Origin of the sequence: Wolbachia endosymbiont (group A) of Epistrophe grossularia (assembly GCF_947251435.1) — a bacterium.
Classification (GTDB): Bacteria; Pseudomonadota; Alphaproteobacteria; order Rickettsiales; family Anaplasmataceae; genus Wolbachia; species Wolbachia pipientis.
Genome location: NZ_OX366363.1, coordinates 1,164,429 through 1,180,061, shown reverse-complemented (window position 1 = coordinate 1,180,061; position 15,633 = coordinate 1,164,429). Strand labels below are relative to the sequence as shown.

Annotated in this window: 16 protein-coding genes and 1 pseudogene; 11 read left to right on the top strand and 6 right to left on the bottom strand. The window is 34.8% G+C overall.

What is annotated here, in order from left to right:
• Positions 1-20 precede the first annotated feature (20 nt).
• Positions 21-1,448, bottom strand: a complete 1,428-nt coding sequence (gene icd / locus OPR28_RS05860; RefSeq protein ID WP_182320693.1) for an isocitrate dehydrogenase — start codon at positions 1,446-1,448, stop codon at positions 21-23.
• Between the two features lie 145 nt (positions 1,449-1,593).
• Here icd and OPR28_RS05855 point away from each other — a divergent pair, with 145 nt between their 5' ends.
• Together OPR28_RS05855 and OPR28_RS05850 are read left to right on the top strand one after the other, a co-directional pair.
• Positions 1,594-2,109 carry an RDD family protein gene (locus tag OPR28_RS05855; protein WP_265023681.1) on the top strand — a complete coding sequence of 172 codons (516 nt, stop codon included), beginning with the start codon at positions 1,594-1,596 and terminating at the stop codon, positions 2,107-2,109.
• Between the two features lie 22 nt (positions 2,110-2,131).
• Positions 2,132-2,608, top strand: coding sequence for an RDD family protein (locus tag OPR28_RS05850; protein ID WP_006279800.1), 477 nt, complete (start codon positions 2,132-2,134; stop codon positions 2,606-2,608).
• Positions 2,609-2,774: 166 nt separating this feature from the next.
• Here OPR28_RS05850 and rho read toward each other — a convergent pair whose 3' ends face one another.
• Complete coding sequence (rho, locus tag OPR28_RS05845; RefSeq protein ID WP_007549497.1) at positions 2,775-4,178, bottom strand: transcription termination factor Rho; 1,404 nt, start codon at positions 4,176-4,178, stop codon at positions 2,775-2,777.
• Between the two features lie 199 nt (positions 4,179-4,377).
• Entirely contained in the window at positions 4,378-4,980 is a 603-nt protein-coding gene (locus tag OPR28_RS05840) for a cell cycle transcriptional regulator TrcR (RefSeq protein WP_010082495.1), read from the bottom strand.
• A 331-nt stretch (positions 4,981-5,311) separates the two neighbouring features.
• Between OPR28_RS05840 and OPR28_RS05835 the strand changes: the two genes are divergently transcribed.
• The 5 genes from OPR28_RS05835 to trpS all read left to right on the top strand — a co-directional run bounded on the left by OPR28_RS05835 (position 5,312) and on the right by trpS (position 10,477).
• Positions 5,312-7,120 carry a peptidylprolyl isomerase gene (locus tag OPR28_RS05835; RefSeq protein ID WP_182319497.1) on the top strand — a complete coding sequence of 603 codons (1,809 nt, stop codon included), beginning with the start codon at positions 5,312-5,314 and terminating at the stop codon, positions 7,118-7,120.
• A gap of 401 nt (positions 7,121-7,521) precedes the next feature.
• Positions 7,522-7,842, top strand: coding sequence for a 30S ribosomal protein S16 (rpsP, locus tag OPR28_RS05830; protein WP_006279266.1), 321 nt, complete (start codon positions 7,522-7,524; stop codon positions 7,840-7,842).
• A 10-nt stretch (positions 7,843-7,852) separates the two neighbouring features.
• Positions 7,853-8,830 (top strand): polyprenyl synthetase family protein, encoded by a 978-nt coding sequence (locus OPR28_RS05825; protein ID WP_253303187.1) that lies wholly within the window; start codon positions 7,853-7,855, stop codon positions 8,828-8,830.
• Positions 8,831-8,891: 61 nt separating this feature from the next.
• Positions 8,892-9,461, top strand: coding sequence for a nucleotide exchange factor GrpE (locus OPR28_RS05820; RefSeq protein ID WP_012673267.1), 570 nt, complete (start codon positions 8,892-8,894; stop codon positions 9,459-9,461).
• 17 nt (positions 9,462-9,478) lie between these two features.
• Positions 9,479-10,477, top strand: a complete 999-nt coding sequence (trpS, locus tag OPR28_RS05815; RefSeq protein WP_265023680.1) for a tryptophan--tRNA ligase — start codon at positions 9,479-9,481, stop codon at positions 10,475-10,477.
• A gap of 175 nt (positions 10,478-10,652) precedes the next feature.
• On the opposite strand, the gene OPR28_RS05810 is transcribed toward trpS, so the two are convergent.
• From OPR28_RS05810 to OPR28_RS05800, 3 genes and pseudogenes are all read right to left on the bottom strand, one after another.
• Positions 10,653-11,414: an alpha/beta hydrolase gene (locus OPR28_RS05810; RefSeq protein ID WP_012673268.1), complete on the bottom strand. Its 762-nt coding sequence runs from the start codon at positions 11,412-11,414 to the stop codon at positions 10,653-10,655.
• Between the two features lies 1 nt (position 11,415).
• On the bottom strand, positions 11,416-11,943 hold the full coding sequence (locus tag OPR28_RS05805) for a c-type cytochrome (protein WP_010082469.1): 528 nt from the start codon (positions 11,941-11,943) through the stop codon (positions 11,416-11,418).
• A gap of 440 nt (positions 11,944-12,383) precedes the next feature.
• Positions 12,384-13,639: pseudogene (locus OPR28_RS05800) on the bottom strand (IS4 family transposase).
• A gap of 181 nt (positions 13,640-13,820) precedes the next feature.
• Here OPR28_RS05800 and OPR28_RS05795 point away from each other — a divergent pair.
• The 4 genes from OPR28_RS05795 to OPR28_RS05780 all read left to right on the top strand — a co-directional run bounded on the left by OPR28_RS05795 (position 13,821) and on the right by OPR28_RS05780 (position 15,578).
• Positions 13,821-13,985, top strand: a complete 165-nt coding sequence (locus OPR28_RS05795; RefSeq protein WP_162829040.1) for a hypothetical protein — start codon at positions 13,821-13,823, stop codon at positions 13,983-13,985.
• Between the two features lie 95 nt (positions 13,986-14,080).
• Positions 14,081-14,206 (top strand): hypothetical protein, encoded by a 126-nt coding sequence (locus tag OPR28_RS05790; protein WP_265023679.1) that lies wholly within the window; start codon positions 14,081-14,083, stop codon positions 14,204-14,206.
• A 176-nt stretch (positions 14,207-14,382) separates the two neighbouring features.
• The gene (locus OPR28_RS05785; protein ID WP_265023678.1) at positions 14,383-14,907 is read left to right on the top strand and encodes a hypothetical protein; all 525 of its coding nucleotides are present in this window, start codon (positions 14,383-14,385) and stop codon (positions 14,905-14,907) included.
• 125 nt (positions 14,908-15,032) lie between these two features.
• Positions 15,033-15,578: a hypothetical protein gene (locus tag OPR28_RS05780; RefSeq protein ID WP_265023677.1), complete on the top strand. Its 546-nt coding sequence runs from the start codon at positions 15,033-15,035 to the stop codon at positions 15,576-15,578.
• The last annotated feature ends 55 nt before the right edge of the window (positions 15,579-15,633 follow it).

Below are 15,633 nucleotides of genomic sequence, written 5' to 3'. Positions count from 1 at the left end.
ACCACACCTCTTTTAAATATTTAAACAAAGAACCCCTCTTTCCCATCATACAAATACAATTTGTCCATTCTCACCACGTCAAAATTGTGTTCTTCAAGTTTGATTAGCAAGTTATTCACATCACTATTTGTAATAGCTTGCTTTTCATTATTTGCGATAAACCTACAGGTTATTTGATCACTTGAAGGTTTTGAGTTTCCTGGCCAAATCGCAAGACCTTTTGAGTATATTGCTATCATTTGCAGATTACTCGATTCAAATAACCTAACTATTTGGTCAAAGTTGCTGGATTTGTCCCAAGCAAGCGCTATATCACTACCTACTAGCTTTTTGGTTTTATAGTCCTGTTCATAGCTATTTTGTATTTCACTTATTTTGCTATTTGTACTGCTACCGACTGTAAGCTCAGATAATGTTTTCGGTTTTTTTCCTAGATTATCTATAACGGCTTCTGCAAATTCTTTGGTACCAATTTTCTGTTTACTCTTTTTCTCTTTATATAAATCGGCGGTATGTATTCCATCCTCCAAAGTCTTGAGCCATGCATCGTAAATTAGTTTTGCAGTACTCACTTGACTGATGTAGACCAACATATGCACTGCAGCATTCAAAAGTCCAGAAGGATTAGCTATGTTTTTTCCTGCAATATCAGGAGCAGAACCGTGCACTGCTTCAAACATTGCATATTCATTACCTATATTGCTACTTCCAGCGAGTCCAACAGATCCAGAGGTTTGCGCCACAATGTCCGATAATATATCGCCATATAAGTTCTCGGTTACTATAACATCGAAATTCTCCGGTTCTGTGGCAACACGTGCCATCCCAATATCGACTATATAATGTTCTGCCTTTATGTCCGGGTATTCCTTTGCAATACGATCAAACGCCGCATGGAAAGTTCCGTCAGTCATTTTCATTATGTTATCTTTAGTAAGACAAGTTACCTTCTTTCTACTATGTTTTTTTGCATATTCAAAAGCGTACCTGCATATTTTTTCTGAGCCGGATCTAGTAATAATTTTAGTGCATTGGTAAGAGTCACCAGTGAGCCTGTGCTCTATTCCGGTGTAAACGTCCTCTTCATTTTCACGTATTACTACGATATCAAACTTATCGAATTTATTTTCTATAACAGGATGATATGAAATGCATGGTCTGATATTTGCATATAACCCTAGGTTCTTTCTGAGCGCTACATTTAAGCTTTTGTGGCCTTTACCTTGAGGAGTTGTTGTCGGAGATTTTAATAATATTTTTGTCCTTTCAATTGATTCCCAACCACTTGGAGAAATTCCGTGAGACCATTCTTTACTGTAAACACGCTCACCTATTTCAATAATATCTATTGAGATTTTCGCTTCTGCTTCGTGCAATATCGACAGCACCGCTTCCATAATTTCTGGTCCGATACCGTCGCCATATGCAACTGTGATTGGTGTTGACATAACTTCCCTAACTGTAAATGATTTAATGTTAATTCAAATAATAGAGTGACACAAGTAGCTAATATTACCCAAATTAGTATATTTACGGTTATTTAATAACGTATTTTTATATTATATGATGATATTATGAAATATAGGTGGGGTTATGAATACTGAAATAAATGTTAAAGTAAATTATGTAGGGTTTGCAAGGCGTATTGTGGCAGAAGTACTTGACTTTCTCATATTTTCTCCTGATTTTATCTATGTTGTATTTATGTTATTAAGTGATGAAGATTTTGTTCAGGAAATTGAACAACTAGTAACAACAATATCACTTGTAGCTTATATAGCGATCTCAACATTAGTACTAACAGTATTCAAAATATTAATGATAACAAAACTTAGTGGTACCCCAGGAAAACTATTGTGTGGTATGCATATTAAAAATGCTAATACATTTACAAATGCTACCCTAATGCAAGCAACAATAAGATGTATTTCTAAGGGAAGCATCTGGATTATTTTTCGCTTTTTGCTTCATCTGCATTATCATGGTTATACTTTTCTATATCTTTTAATTGTGCTAATTTTATTTTTGTTTGCAGTATTTGATCAACGCAAACAGACTTTTTACGATAAAATTGCAAAAACAGTAGTGATAGACTATAAATCTAGTTGATATTTTTCTTTATAGGTAGTACATGGATAAAAAAGTAAACTACTCAACGATGACAAGACGTACTCTAGCATTTATAGTTGATTGTATTTTATTTATCGCAATACCATTTGGTTTAATGGCGGTGGGTTTCTCACTTACACACGCAATACAAGGGATCATGGGTGCAATAATTGTAATCACCACGATTGTATTTTCTTTATTTTTAATGATACCATGTATATTTCATATATTCATGCTAGTAAAATTTGGCGGCACTCCAGGACACTTGTTATTTAGCATGCGTGTAAAAGACAAAGATACATTTGAGTCAATCACTACAATGCAAGCAATGAAAAGGACTATAGCTCTTTTTATAATTTATTGCATATCACTTTGTAATCCCATTTTATTCTTAGCTATACTAATCTTAGTTTTAGTATGTGCAGTAGGTGATGAACATAAACAAGCTTTTCACGACAAAATTGCAAACACGGTAGTGATAGATTATAAACCTAGTTGATATTTTCCTTTAGCTGTCTGCCACCAAGGGTGTCATTCCAGTGTCACGCGCTAACTTAAGGTAAATTGCCAACTTAACTATAAATATATTTTGGTAAATCCAAATTATTTTAGCTATAAGAGCGTTTTACTTTTTGCTCAGCATATCCATCATAACTGGCTTACTTTTAGTGATTCATGGAGTTAAAAAAGTCAGCATTGCTCTTTGTTAAAAGTAGTTTGTCACGTAAAAATTCCATTGCTTCAACGGGTCCCATAGGATTGAGTATCCTACGCACCACCCATATTTTATTTAGTATAGCCTTATCAACTAATAGCTCTTCCTTCCTTGTTCCGGATTTTGTAATATCAATAGCTGGAAATATACGTTTATCAGAAAGTTTTCTATCAAGTATGATCTCAGCATTTCCTGTACCTTTAAACTCTTCAAAAATAACTTCATCCATTTTTGAACCAGTCTCTATAAGAGCTGTGGCGATTATAGTTAAAGAACCCCCATTCTCAATATTACGAGCTGCTCCAAAAAAGCGTTTTGGTCTCTGCAGTGCGTTTGAATCTACACCACCAGTTAGAACTTTCCCAGACGAAGGAATAACCGCATTATAAGCACGTGCAAGTCTAGTAATATTGTCAAGTAGAATTACCACATCTTTTTTATGCTCAACCATTCTTTTAGCTTTTTCTATTACTATTTCAGCAAGCTGTACGTGACGGTAAGCAGGCTCATCGAACGTAGAACTTACTACCTCACCTTTTACAGAACGTATCATATCTGTTACTTCTTCAGGTCTTTCATCTATAAGTAACACTATTAATTCTACTTCAGGGTGATTTATAGCTATAGAGTTAGCCATTTGCTGAAGCAATACAGTTTTTCCTGTGCGAGGTGGAGCAACTACTAACGCTCTTTGCCCTTTTCCAAGAGGAGCTACTATATCTATAGCACGCATGCTTAAGCCTTTTTTATCATCACCATTATTACACTCAAGTACTATGCTTTCCTCAGGATAAAGAGGAAGCAAATTATCAAAATGGACGTACTTTCTTAATTCACTTACTTCAGTAGAGTTTATACTTTGAACCTTAGTTAAAGTAAAATATCTCTCTTTATCACCAGGTGGCCTTATTTCTCCATATGCCATATCTCCTGTACGTAAATTAAACTTCTTTATTTGCCCGTTAGAAATATAAACATCATCGGTACTTGGGGCATAATTTGCACTTGCTGAACGTAAGAAACCAAAACCATCAGGCAATATTTCCACTATTCCACTCCCTGTGGTTATGCCTCCTTCTTCACTCATTTTTTTCATTAAGCTGAATATTATTTCCTGCTTTAGCATTCTACCATTGCTTTTACCGTTAGTTGAAATTTTTCTTTCTTCAGCTAACTCTAACAATTCTTCTGCTGTTTTCTCTTTTAATTCGCTCAGATCTAATGTTTTTCTGTTTTTCTCAGTACCTTCATTAACCATCTGTTTTACTGTATCGTTATTGTAAATTTGCTCACTTTTTTCAGGTTGAGCTGTAACCTTTCCTTTTGCCAAAACATCTTCATTGATTGTTGTCATAATCCTCCAAAAATTTTAATTGATGCTTACTAACCTAAAATGTGACTATAAGATAATAAATTAGGCTGAGTTAGTTTCAGTGCGTATTAAGCTTAATTATCATTAAACCCCGTACTTTACTTACATTATACTAATAAACACTAGCAAGTCAAGTTAATTTAATGTTAACAAAGCACAAAAATTTGAGGATTTTCAATAGCTATTCTTTATATTTTTTTAACCTTTCTTGCTTCTCCTCTTCTACTTTTGCTTTTTCCACTTCTGCTTCTAAATTTTCTTGACTACATAAGCCGAGTAGTACAGGATCTTGGGGTTTTATATTTTGCATGTTATGATGAGATCCATCTCTTACCTGCTCAACTGTGTAATTTGTTGTACTAATTAATTTAGCTATAACGTTATTGTCCAAGATAGGAAATTTTTTTACTAAATAATAAATCGCATCAGGTTTATCTCTACGTCTTGCCGTAGAGGCAAAGCCAAGAATGCTACCAATCGCTTTACTCCTTTTTTTTATATTTTTTATAATCAAATTTGGTACACGATTTGGATTTTTTTTGCAATCATCAATTTCTTTTTCAGTAATTATTCCAGAAATAATAGGGTTATATTTTTCTACTTCTATTTCCTCATCAGCTATGTCTTGTACTTCTTCAAGGGCCAATCTGCAACATTGTGCTATTTGATTAAAAGTTAAACCAGTGTTGTCTACTAACCAAGCAGCTATTTGCACTAGAAACTGTTTATTTCTATCGTTATTGCCCTTAGAAGATTCCATTGACATCAAAAAAGCATCTCCCATTTAAAGTATCCCTTACTGTTATACAGAGCTAAAATATAAACTATTAAAACTAAAAAAGCATTAATTTTGTCATTCAATAACTTTTTGTTTGTCACTTCCCACCTCTTAAGTTAATTAAATGCGCTTACCTTTAAGCATATTTCAAACAAAATATTTCCCCTTCCTAAGGTATAGTATAACTCAGTTAAACATATGTTCCTATTTAAGATTAGAGAGTTAAATTTTAAGTTAATATATTGTAATATTATATATATTAGCTAATAAAGCAACAGGTTTACAAGCATTAAATTATCACTATTCTATAATTAATCATTAATTAACTGGGTTTAAAATGAATGTTAAAAATTTTTTCACTAAAGTAACCGTTGTCCTTTTAGCTTGCTTGTTAATCTTCATGGGAATTGGCAACCTTTTATCAGGTGATGATGAAAAAGAAGAGGTAGCTAGGGTTGGAAAAGAAGTTATAACGTCAGATGAGTATAAATCACTATATCAAAATTATGAAAAGCAAATTTCTGGATCTGATGCGAGTAGAGAACAAGTAAAAAAGCTGAAATATGATTTGCTTAACGCACTTATAGAGCAAAAACTATTGTTTAACCTAACTAGTGAGCTGGGGTTGACAGTTGGAGAAGAATCTATAAAAAACCATATTAAAAACACCAAATACTTTCAAAATGATAAAGGTGAATTTGACAAAAATAAATTCTATGAAACGCTAAATGACCTGCATATGACAGAGAAAGAGTATATAGCAAAGCTAGAGAAAGTCCTGCCTGCAATGATGTTCATGACTTCATTATTTAAAGATAATTATCCAGTAACTTTTGGCGAGAAAATTGATGAGCAGATATACAAAAGTCGCTACCAAACTAGAGTAGTTGATATTGTTAAAATAACTGAAGATGCAGTTACAAACATTCCTGAACCAGATGATCAAGCCTTACTTGATTTGTACGAAAGAAATAAATCCCATTTTTATTATCCTGAGTATCGAACTGCGCAATATATTTCCCTAGGCCAAAAGTATTTTGAAGATCAAATCAAGATCTCAGATGAAGAAGTTGATGGTATAATAGAACAACAAGAACTTAAAGATCAAAGAGATATATTCAATGCAATATTTTCTACCAAAGAAGAAGCTGAGACAGCAAGAAGAGCATTTGAGGAGGGTAAAACAAGCTTTGAACAGATAGTAGAAGAGTTTGGCAAAGCAAAACTTGAGGAAACTAGAGTAAATAATATAACTAAGGATTTTTTACCAGAAGACGTGAGAGAGAAGGTATTTGCTCTCAAAGTAGGTGAAGTAAGTGAAGTTTTAGCAAGCAGTTTTGGTTGGCACATAGTAAAAGTGGAAAGTGCGCATCAAATCTCTGATGAAGACTTAGTTGATTTAAAAAAAGACATAAAGTCAGTTCTAACTAACCAAAAGTCTTTTGAAAGAGTCAATGATTTCATAAACCAAGTGAACTATAAGATATACAATGGTTCAGAAATTGAAGAAATATTGAGTGAATATAATTTACCTATACAAACTATTGGTCCAGTAGATGCGAGTGGAAAAGATCAAAGCGGTAATAACGTAGGAGATTCTGGTGATTTGATTTCTTTCATTTTTTCGCGAGAAAAGGATCAGAAAGGTTATTTTAAGGGCGTTGGGGACGCTGTTGTTAGTGTAAAAATCGTCGATATCGTTCCACCCAAATTGCAAAGTTTTGAAGAAGGCAAGGCATTAGCGGTAGAGCTTTGGCGTAGTGAGTTTATAAAAGAAAGAATGTTTAAATTCGGGCAAGAGGTTGCAGTTCAACTAAGAGAAAAAACAGATTTGGAAGAAATTCAAGGTGTGGAATTAGTTAAAGGTCAGCAGATGCACCGCAATAAAGTGGATCAACAAAACTACCCCTTTTCTTTTGTAGAAGAGATTTTCAATATGAAAACAACTGGTTCAGTGACAGATCCTATTCAATACAATAATGAAATTATAATAGGTGTTCTAAAAGAAATGCATTCATCAAATGGCAAATTAAACACGCTTGACACCGGAAAACGTGTGATGATATCGCTAAAAGAGCAATTAATTAGCTATCTGGAATCAAAGTATAAAGTCGAAGTTAATCACGCTATACTTGATGATATATAATCAAAAATCTTATAAGTTGCTTCAAACGCATCCAGTGCCCAGACACACAACTGTACGAACATTGCGATTTGAGAGCAATCTTCACTAGAAAGGATGTCATCCCAGTGCCCAGACACTGGGATCCAGGAATTTTATTAAGTTGGTAAGCATAAAAGTAGCCGTTTTATGTTAAAATACAACGTTTTAATGATTAAAAAAAGGCTGGATTCCAGTGTCAAGCACTGGAATGACACCATTTGCTGTGCAATTTACCTTCAAAAATGAATGTTCGTATAGCTGTGCGCCCGGCACTGCCCTACATTATTGGTAATTATATTATAAGGTGCAAAAGTTGTATAATTCATTTGACTTAAAACGGCTCATTGTATAAAATTGTGGCTAATATATGAATAAAGGTTAACATGGCAGTTAAAATAAGGTTGGCGAGGTTTGGCGCAAAGAAACGCCCTTTTTATAGGATAGTTGTAGCTGATTCACGAGCACCAAGAGATGGGCGTTTTATTGAGAAAATAGGACAATATGATCCAATGTTACCAAAAGACAATAAAAATCGTGTTGTGGTGAAAGCTGATAGATTAAAACATTGGCTAAGTGTAGGCGCGCAGGCAACTGAAAGAGTACTGTGGTTTATCAAAAAAGGCATAGTAACTTTAGAAACAGAACCAAAGAAAACAGAAAAGAAGAAAGTAGAGAACGAGAAAGCACAAGGGCAAGAAGCATAAGTCTTTTAAAATGCTAATAACAAACAGCGATAAATTAGACGATATTGTATCTTCTGATTTGTCAGCTATGAATGACTTTGTCTTCAAAAATGTCAATGATGAAGATGCTAAGCTTGCTACTGATATTATATCTCATCTTGTTAGGTCAGGTGGAAAAAAAATAAGGCCTAAACTAGTTTTTATTATATGTAAAATGCTAAACTATTCTGGGAAGAATAGGATCAACGTTGCTGCATCGGTAGAGTTTATACACAATGCTACTTTACTTCATGATGATGTGCTCGATGAAAGTGAGGCACGCCATGGAGTTAAAACAGCGAATAAGATTTGGGGGAATAAATCAAGCATTTTAGTTGGTGATCTATTGTTGACTCTAGCATTTAGATGGCTTATAGAGTGTGGAAATTTAAATATTCTCTCTATTTTATCTAAAGCATCGCATTTACTTGTGAAGGGTGAAATAAAGCAGATGACAGCACGCTTTGACCCCCACACAGTCAGGGAAAATTATTTTGATATCATTGGAGAAAAGACAGCATCTTTATTTTCTGCATGCTGTGAAGCTGCATCAACAGTATCTGGTGCAACAAATGACGAAACAGAGAGGCTAAAGAATTTTGGTTTTAATTTTGGTATGGCATTTCAAATAGTTGATGATATGCTCGATTATACTGCTAATCAAGGCACTTCTGGAAAACAAGTCGGAAAAGACTTTTTCGAAGGTAAAGTCACCTTACCTGCTATTATAGCATACGAAAAGGGCAGTCCAGCAGAGCAAACATTCTGGGAAAAATGCTTTTCTTCAGCTAGACACAATTTTGACCAAGCATTACACTATATTAATCACCATAATGCCATTCAGCTTTCTATGGAAAAAGCTAGACACTACATTAATATGGCACAAAATGATATTAGTACTTTTTCTGATTCTTTTTATAAAACTACTTTAATTAACTTTTTAAATGCGAGCATAGAAAGACGAATGTAGCTGGCGCTTGATATTTTCAGATTAATTGTTATATATTTATTAGATTCTTAAGGGTAATGATATGTCAGATAGCAGTAAGGAGAAAAAGAAGAAGTTTGCTGATATGGTAAGTAGGCAGAAAGGTGACGACCAACAAAGTGATAACCATAAGCAAACTGATGATTTAAATGAAGATCTCAATACATTAAAAGAACGTGCAGTTCAGCTTGAAGATCATTTACGCCGTGCTGTTGCAGATAATGAAAACGTCAAACGTATAATGCAAAAGCAAATTAGCGATGCAAGTGACTACGCAGTCACAAAACTTGCACGTGATATGATCGACTCGTGCGACAATTTAAAAAGAGTAATGGAAATTTTGAAAGACGGTGATCCTGTTCATGAGGGGATTAAAGTAGCTTATCAAAAAATTATAAATGATCTAAAAAAACATGGAATAGAGGAAGTAGATCCACTTGGTGAGCTTTTTGATAGTAATTTACACCAAGCTGTTGTGGAAAGAGAAGACAATGAAAAAAAGCCTGGCACCATTGTAGAAGTACTACAAACTGGTTATACTATCAAAAATAGGTTGCTCCGTCCTGCAATGGTTATTCTTTCTAAGAAATCTGCTGATTGTGGAAGCGATTAGCATGAGGTAAATGTATAATGACAAGTATTGTCTTTTCAGGTATCCAGCCAAGTGGCGTACTACATTTAGGTAATTATCTTGGTGCAATCAAACAGTGGATAGACTTACAGGATAAATACAAATCTCTTTTTTGTATTGTCGACCTACACGCAATCACAGCAAATAAGCTTCCCGCAAGTGAATTAAAAAGTAATATTTTCAAAACAGCAGCAGCTTATATTGCATGCGGAATAGATACAGAAAAGTCCATTATTTTTAGTCAGTCCACAGTTAGTGGTCATGCAGAACTGGGCTGGCTGCTTGGATGCTATACACCAATTGGTTGGCTTAATCGCATGACTCAATTTAAAGATAAAGCTGGCAGCGATAAACAAAAAGCCTCTCTTGGATTATATAGTTATCCAGTACTTATGGCTGCAGATATATTGTTGTATCAAACTAAATACGTTCCTGTTGGTGATGATCAAAAACAGCATTTGGAGCTTGCACGTGATATTGCATCAGCTTTTAACAATCATTATAAGCTGGATTATTTCATCGTACCTGAAATCTTAACTTTGGATTGCACATCAAGGATAATGAGCTTAAGGGATGGCACAAGCAAGATGAGTAAATCTGATCCTTCAGAACATTCGTGCATTAACCTTGATGATACGGATGACTTAATTGTCAAAAAAATAGAAAAAGCAAAAACAGATTCAATTCTAGGCTTTGCTACTTTAAAGTGCCGACCAGAAATAAGCAATTTGATAAACATTTATTCAGTGCTTAGTAATGTAAATGCGAAAAAAGTATGTGAAGAAGTGAACAAACATGACATGAAGCACTTCAAAAAAGAGTTAGCTGATTTAATTATCAGTGTTATATCACCCATACGTGAGAAAATGAATGATCTTTTAAAAGACCAATTCCATTTACATGAAATATTAAAAAAAGGCACAAAGAAAGCAGCAGAAATTGCAACCCATAATATAAAAGAAATCAAGGATATTATTGGATTTGCTCAATATCTGTAAGGTTCCAAAGTGTGATGGTGCGAACCGTCATACCGCCGCGGTATCTCAGCCGCTAACACGTAGCGGGATGACGGTTTTTCAAATTGTCGGTAAATCTAAGTCAGTTTAGCTATAGGCAGCAATTTTCTGTATTTATTTTAAGTTGAAGAAAGCTCAAATGAAAAATCGTGTTTTGCTAAAAATCACAGAATGCAGTCTGGTTACAAAATTCTCTAATGGTCTTAAATAAAACTTCCAGTGAATGATTGTCAGACATATTGTGCTCTGCTGATTTTATTAAGTGTACTTCAACATCGGTTGACTTAATTTTTTCAGCTAAATTCAATGAAGTTTGATAAGGAACATCTTTATCATTAATGCTATGCAGCAAGCGCACAGGACAGTTTATATCTATTGTCTTTTTGTTTAAAAGAAGGTTCTTTCTGCCATCTTCGATCAAATTTTTAGTTATTTTGTATGTACAATGCTCTGAAGTAAAATCTATTACACCTTTAGAATCTAGTTCTTCTTTTTGCTTGCCTGACAATTGCTTGAATATCAAATCTTCAGTAAAATCGGGAGCAGACGATATACCAATTAGTGCTGCAATTTTTTCTGGAAATTGAAGGGCAGTGAGCAACATCAGCCATCCTCCCATACTTGAACCTATAATTATTTGTTTATCGCTAGTTAATTCACTCATTACTTTAGCACAATTTTTTTGCCAATCACTTATCGTGTAATCAATAAAATTACCACTTGAATGACCGTGACCAAAATAATCAAATAGCACAAGTGCTACGTCATTTTCTTGGCAAAATTTGTAAATAGCAGTTGCTTTAGTTCCATCCATATTGGATGCAAATCCACCGAAAAAAACTACAGAAGCTTTCTTTCCTTGTAGCTTTCGATATGCTATGTGACCATTATTTCCATCAAACAATTTACAATAATCCATACTACTTTGGCAAAGCAACCGGGCTATCACTCAATTGATGCAAATAACTAACTAGATCTGCAATTTCTTGTGGATTGGAAATACCTGCAAATGCCATACGTGTACCTTTTATATAGGCTTTTGGGTTCTTTAAAAAGGCAAATAGCTCCTCATACCCCCATTTTCCACCTCTTTCAAGCACTGCTTTTGAGTAATTGAATGAGTTACCAAGATGGGCCTTTTTATTTCCAACGATGTTCCATAAGTTTGGTCCTACTTTATTCATTCCACCTTTCTCAAAACTATGGCAGGCTATACATTTTTTTGCTGCTGATTTACCTTTCTCAAAGCTAGCATTCTGCATGAGCGCTCCAATATCAAGCGCCACTTGCTCGATTTTTTGCTGGAACTCATTGCTGCCAGCAGCTACTATCGTTTGGTGTTCAATCTTATATTCTTCTGGACTGTAAAGCATATCAACTACATTACTAACTATCATAATGATTAGCCCAGAAAGTAAAATCGATGCTGCAATCTTATTAAGCTCCATAGTTAATTTTTATTAAGTAACGTTACTTAAATTATGCGAATATTTTCGCAAATAGCAACCAATTACCTTGAAGCTCGCTAAAGATGAGAGTCTCTATAGCTGACCCAAGAAAGGTTTTCCTACGTCCATACCGCCGCGAACCGTCATACCGCGATTCATTCGCGGTATCTCAGCCGCTAACAAGAGATCCCGCTAACAAGTAGCGGGATGACGAGGTTCACTGCCATTAAGTTAAGGAAAGAATGGTTAAAAACTGAACTAAAAAGTCAGAAATAATTAAGGATTTATGACAAATACTGAAACAGAATAGAGTAAACTTTAAAGCAGATAAACTCTGAAGTGTAAATTACTTAAGAAATAGTTTGTTTAGAAGTCATTTTACAGGAGCTATGGCAATAAGCTACCCAGTTATTATCAGAAGATATGAATACTACCTCTAGTCAAAATATGTGTTTTCTAACCCTTTTTTGGTAATTGAACGAACGAAGATAAGGTACCTTATGACGATCAACTTTCCTTCCCTTTCTTACCGCCAAAGTGTTCATCAAAAATAGCTTTGATAATTGATCCATAATGCAGTCAGTATCTGATTCCGTAGCAAAAATGTCGAAAGCCAAGTTTTTGATCGCGTTAAATGAGACAGATTTGTTAATGCTCCTCTTAAGCTTATCATCGGTTAAGTCCATATTCAACGCTTCTTCTACATCTTCTGTCATAACACTTTCTAGGTTGCTAATAAAGATAGCTGACCAAAAATCCTGTTTAACAGACTCAACACTTTTTCCTGTAAAATTTTCTAGACTTAGTCTTCCTTTGAGTTTTGCAAAAAATGTCTCAACTCCCCAGCGTAAAAAATATAACTCCTTAAATCCTCCAGTTTGAAACTTTTGTTCATCCATTAATGATGTAGCTAACACTTCAATTTCACCAGATGGCAGTACCACTTTGAAGCGTTATTCCACTATTTTCTTGTTTTATCTTACGCTGAGCACATATGGTAACCTCAACACTAGATGGGCTTTTTTCTTCAAACATAGCATTCACTTCATTAAAAGATGATCTGGGACATCGAATGACATAAGCAATTTTTCTTTTTGTAAGGCTAGAAAGAAATTTATAAGATAAATATACAAATCAGTAAGTCATTAGTATTTACAACTTTAAGCATTTCATCTGCTAAGTTAATTTCATGAGTGTTACCTCTATCTAACACTGACCTTATGGCAACATTATTTAGCACATCTTAACAAACCGCAAAGGTTGCACTTGCATAATCACCTAAATCTTTTGGTTTTTGGTTACGTATTTTTCTTGAGCCAAATTCATTTTTTATTTCAACGCTTGTTGGTAAAATGATTTTGGAGGCATCAAGAGCTAACACTCTAAAGCCAAAACAAGTTTTAAATTTTTGGTCTTGGTAGTACAAGGAAACCACACCTTCGTTAATTTCTGAAAATGCACTGTGTTTCATTTTTTTTCTTGCTTGACTAAAAGCACTAGCAGTAACGGTATAGTCTTTTTTCCTATATAAAATAAATTCGTTTAGTATTACTTGCAGCGACTTTACACTTTTTCTTAAAATTAAGATAAATATGTCAATAAAAGATAACTTCCTCTTTCTCATAAAATCTTTTGAAGATGATTTATGGGATTCTATAAATTCTAGACTTGCCAATTCATTTTGAATAAATTTTATTACTGCCTTTTTTACTCATACTACCTTTAAACTTATTGGTATACATCATTATCCCATAAAATCTATCTTTTTTCCTTAACTTAATGGCAGTGAGACGAGGTTATCGTCATGCCGCCACGAACTGTCATACCGCGATTCATTCGCGGTATCTCTTAGCCGCTAACAAGTAGCTGGATGACGATTGTCAGGGTGTAATCCCAGTGTCCCTATGATGTCATCCCAGTGCCCAGACACTGGGATCCAGGAAAGTTTGCTTGTAAGCAAGCAAACTAGCACAGAAAGTGGTTACAACATTTTCGATGAGATTATATGGAAAACTGGATCCCAGTGTCAAGCACTGGGATGACAAAAAAAGGAGCACTGGAATGGCACCATTTGTTATGTTTAACAAAGTTCGTACTTAGCTTCATGTTAGCCATAAATATTTAAGAAATTTACCAAATGGAAAAAAAGGCAAAAGAAGCCCCATGGTTAACTAGTTCTGACACTGGTTTCCATCCAAAATGGTGTCATTCCAGTGTCAAGCACTGGAATGACAAAGGAGAGCAGTGTCAGCTACTTGGATGACACCTTTTTTCTACTTAGTGTGGGTTATACAAGAAGTCTATTGTATGGCTATTGCTGGTCGTATATTACTTATAGCTTATCTATTCAAATTGCAACTTTGTTTTTCATAATTAATTATTGACAGAAATTATTAATTGGGTTATTATTAAATTATCGTTAACAAGTGAGGCAAAGAAATGATGATATCCAATAATTCTTCATTGCTAAAAGATAGTCAGGAGCTTACTAAAACTAAGCAGACTATATGGAAACCTTTAATTGCTGTTTCATTATTATCTATATTTAGTTTCATATCTGGTCAATATCTTCCTTATGTTATTATAGCAGTTTCTGGTTCTGGTCCTATTGCAGCAGTTCCTTTAGCAATTTTTGCTGTTTCTACGGTTGTTGCACTTATTTCAGTGACATATCTTGTTAAACTGGCTATTTCTAGAGATGATAATAAGAAAGAAGTAGGTCTTAATGGACAGAAATTCGGCCATACTCCATCTCAAGAACCACAAAAATTTGTGTGTAAAAATTGTACTAATCTGGAGAATAAATCAAATGTACCTACTCCTCAATCACCTCCAGTAACGTTTGGAACACAACCAAATCCAAGTGTCAGTGTACCACCGCCGCCACCTCCTCCATTGCCACAAGATGCTGCACTACCACCTCCGCCTCCGCATTTTTTTACAGCTTCCAAGCGTACGGAGTAACCTAAGAATGATGCACCGAAGAAGGCTGGTGAACCTGAGAATAATAATCATTCTACTCTGTTTGAACAGATAAGAGGAGGTACTACGTTAAAAAGAGTGGGCAGCAACAAAATTTTACAAATGAATTGAAAGCAAAATTAGAAAGTAGTGGGGGCACTGACAAAAAAGAAACACCAGAAGAGTTTGCTGCAAGAATAGATAGGGAGCAAGCAGAGAGAAAGAAGTCGGATGATAATGATTCAGATTGGACAAAGAGACTTAAGGAGAGAGCAGCAGTCATGCAATTCTCAGATAGTGAAAGTGAGCATTCTGATTCTATTAGCGATTCAGATTGGACTACAGATGAAAGCAAAGACAAACAGAAAGAGATAGAGCAGGAAAAAGAGGAGCAGACAAAACACACAAATTCCCCATCAAGCAAGGAAGAAGGAAGCGGGGGTCTTGACAGTGGTATAGGATCTAGAGCCACATCTCCGATACATCCTGAACAAGAAACAGAGGAGTCACCGGTACCGCCAAGTTCGTGTGTTGATTCACCACAAGTAAATAATGTTGACTCAGTGGATAATGAGGTGCAAGATTCACCTCCTCTTTCTGTTGAGGATCGCATAGCACAGTTTGGTGGAAAAGCGTTGCGATGCCAAAAGGAAAATGTTGTACAAGGACTATGATAACTATGAAATGGTCAGCCATGCACTTCCCTTCCTTTTCAAAATAAGTTTACCT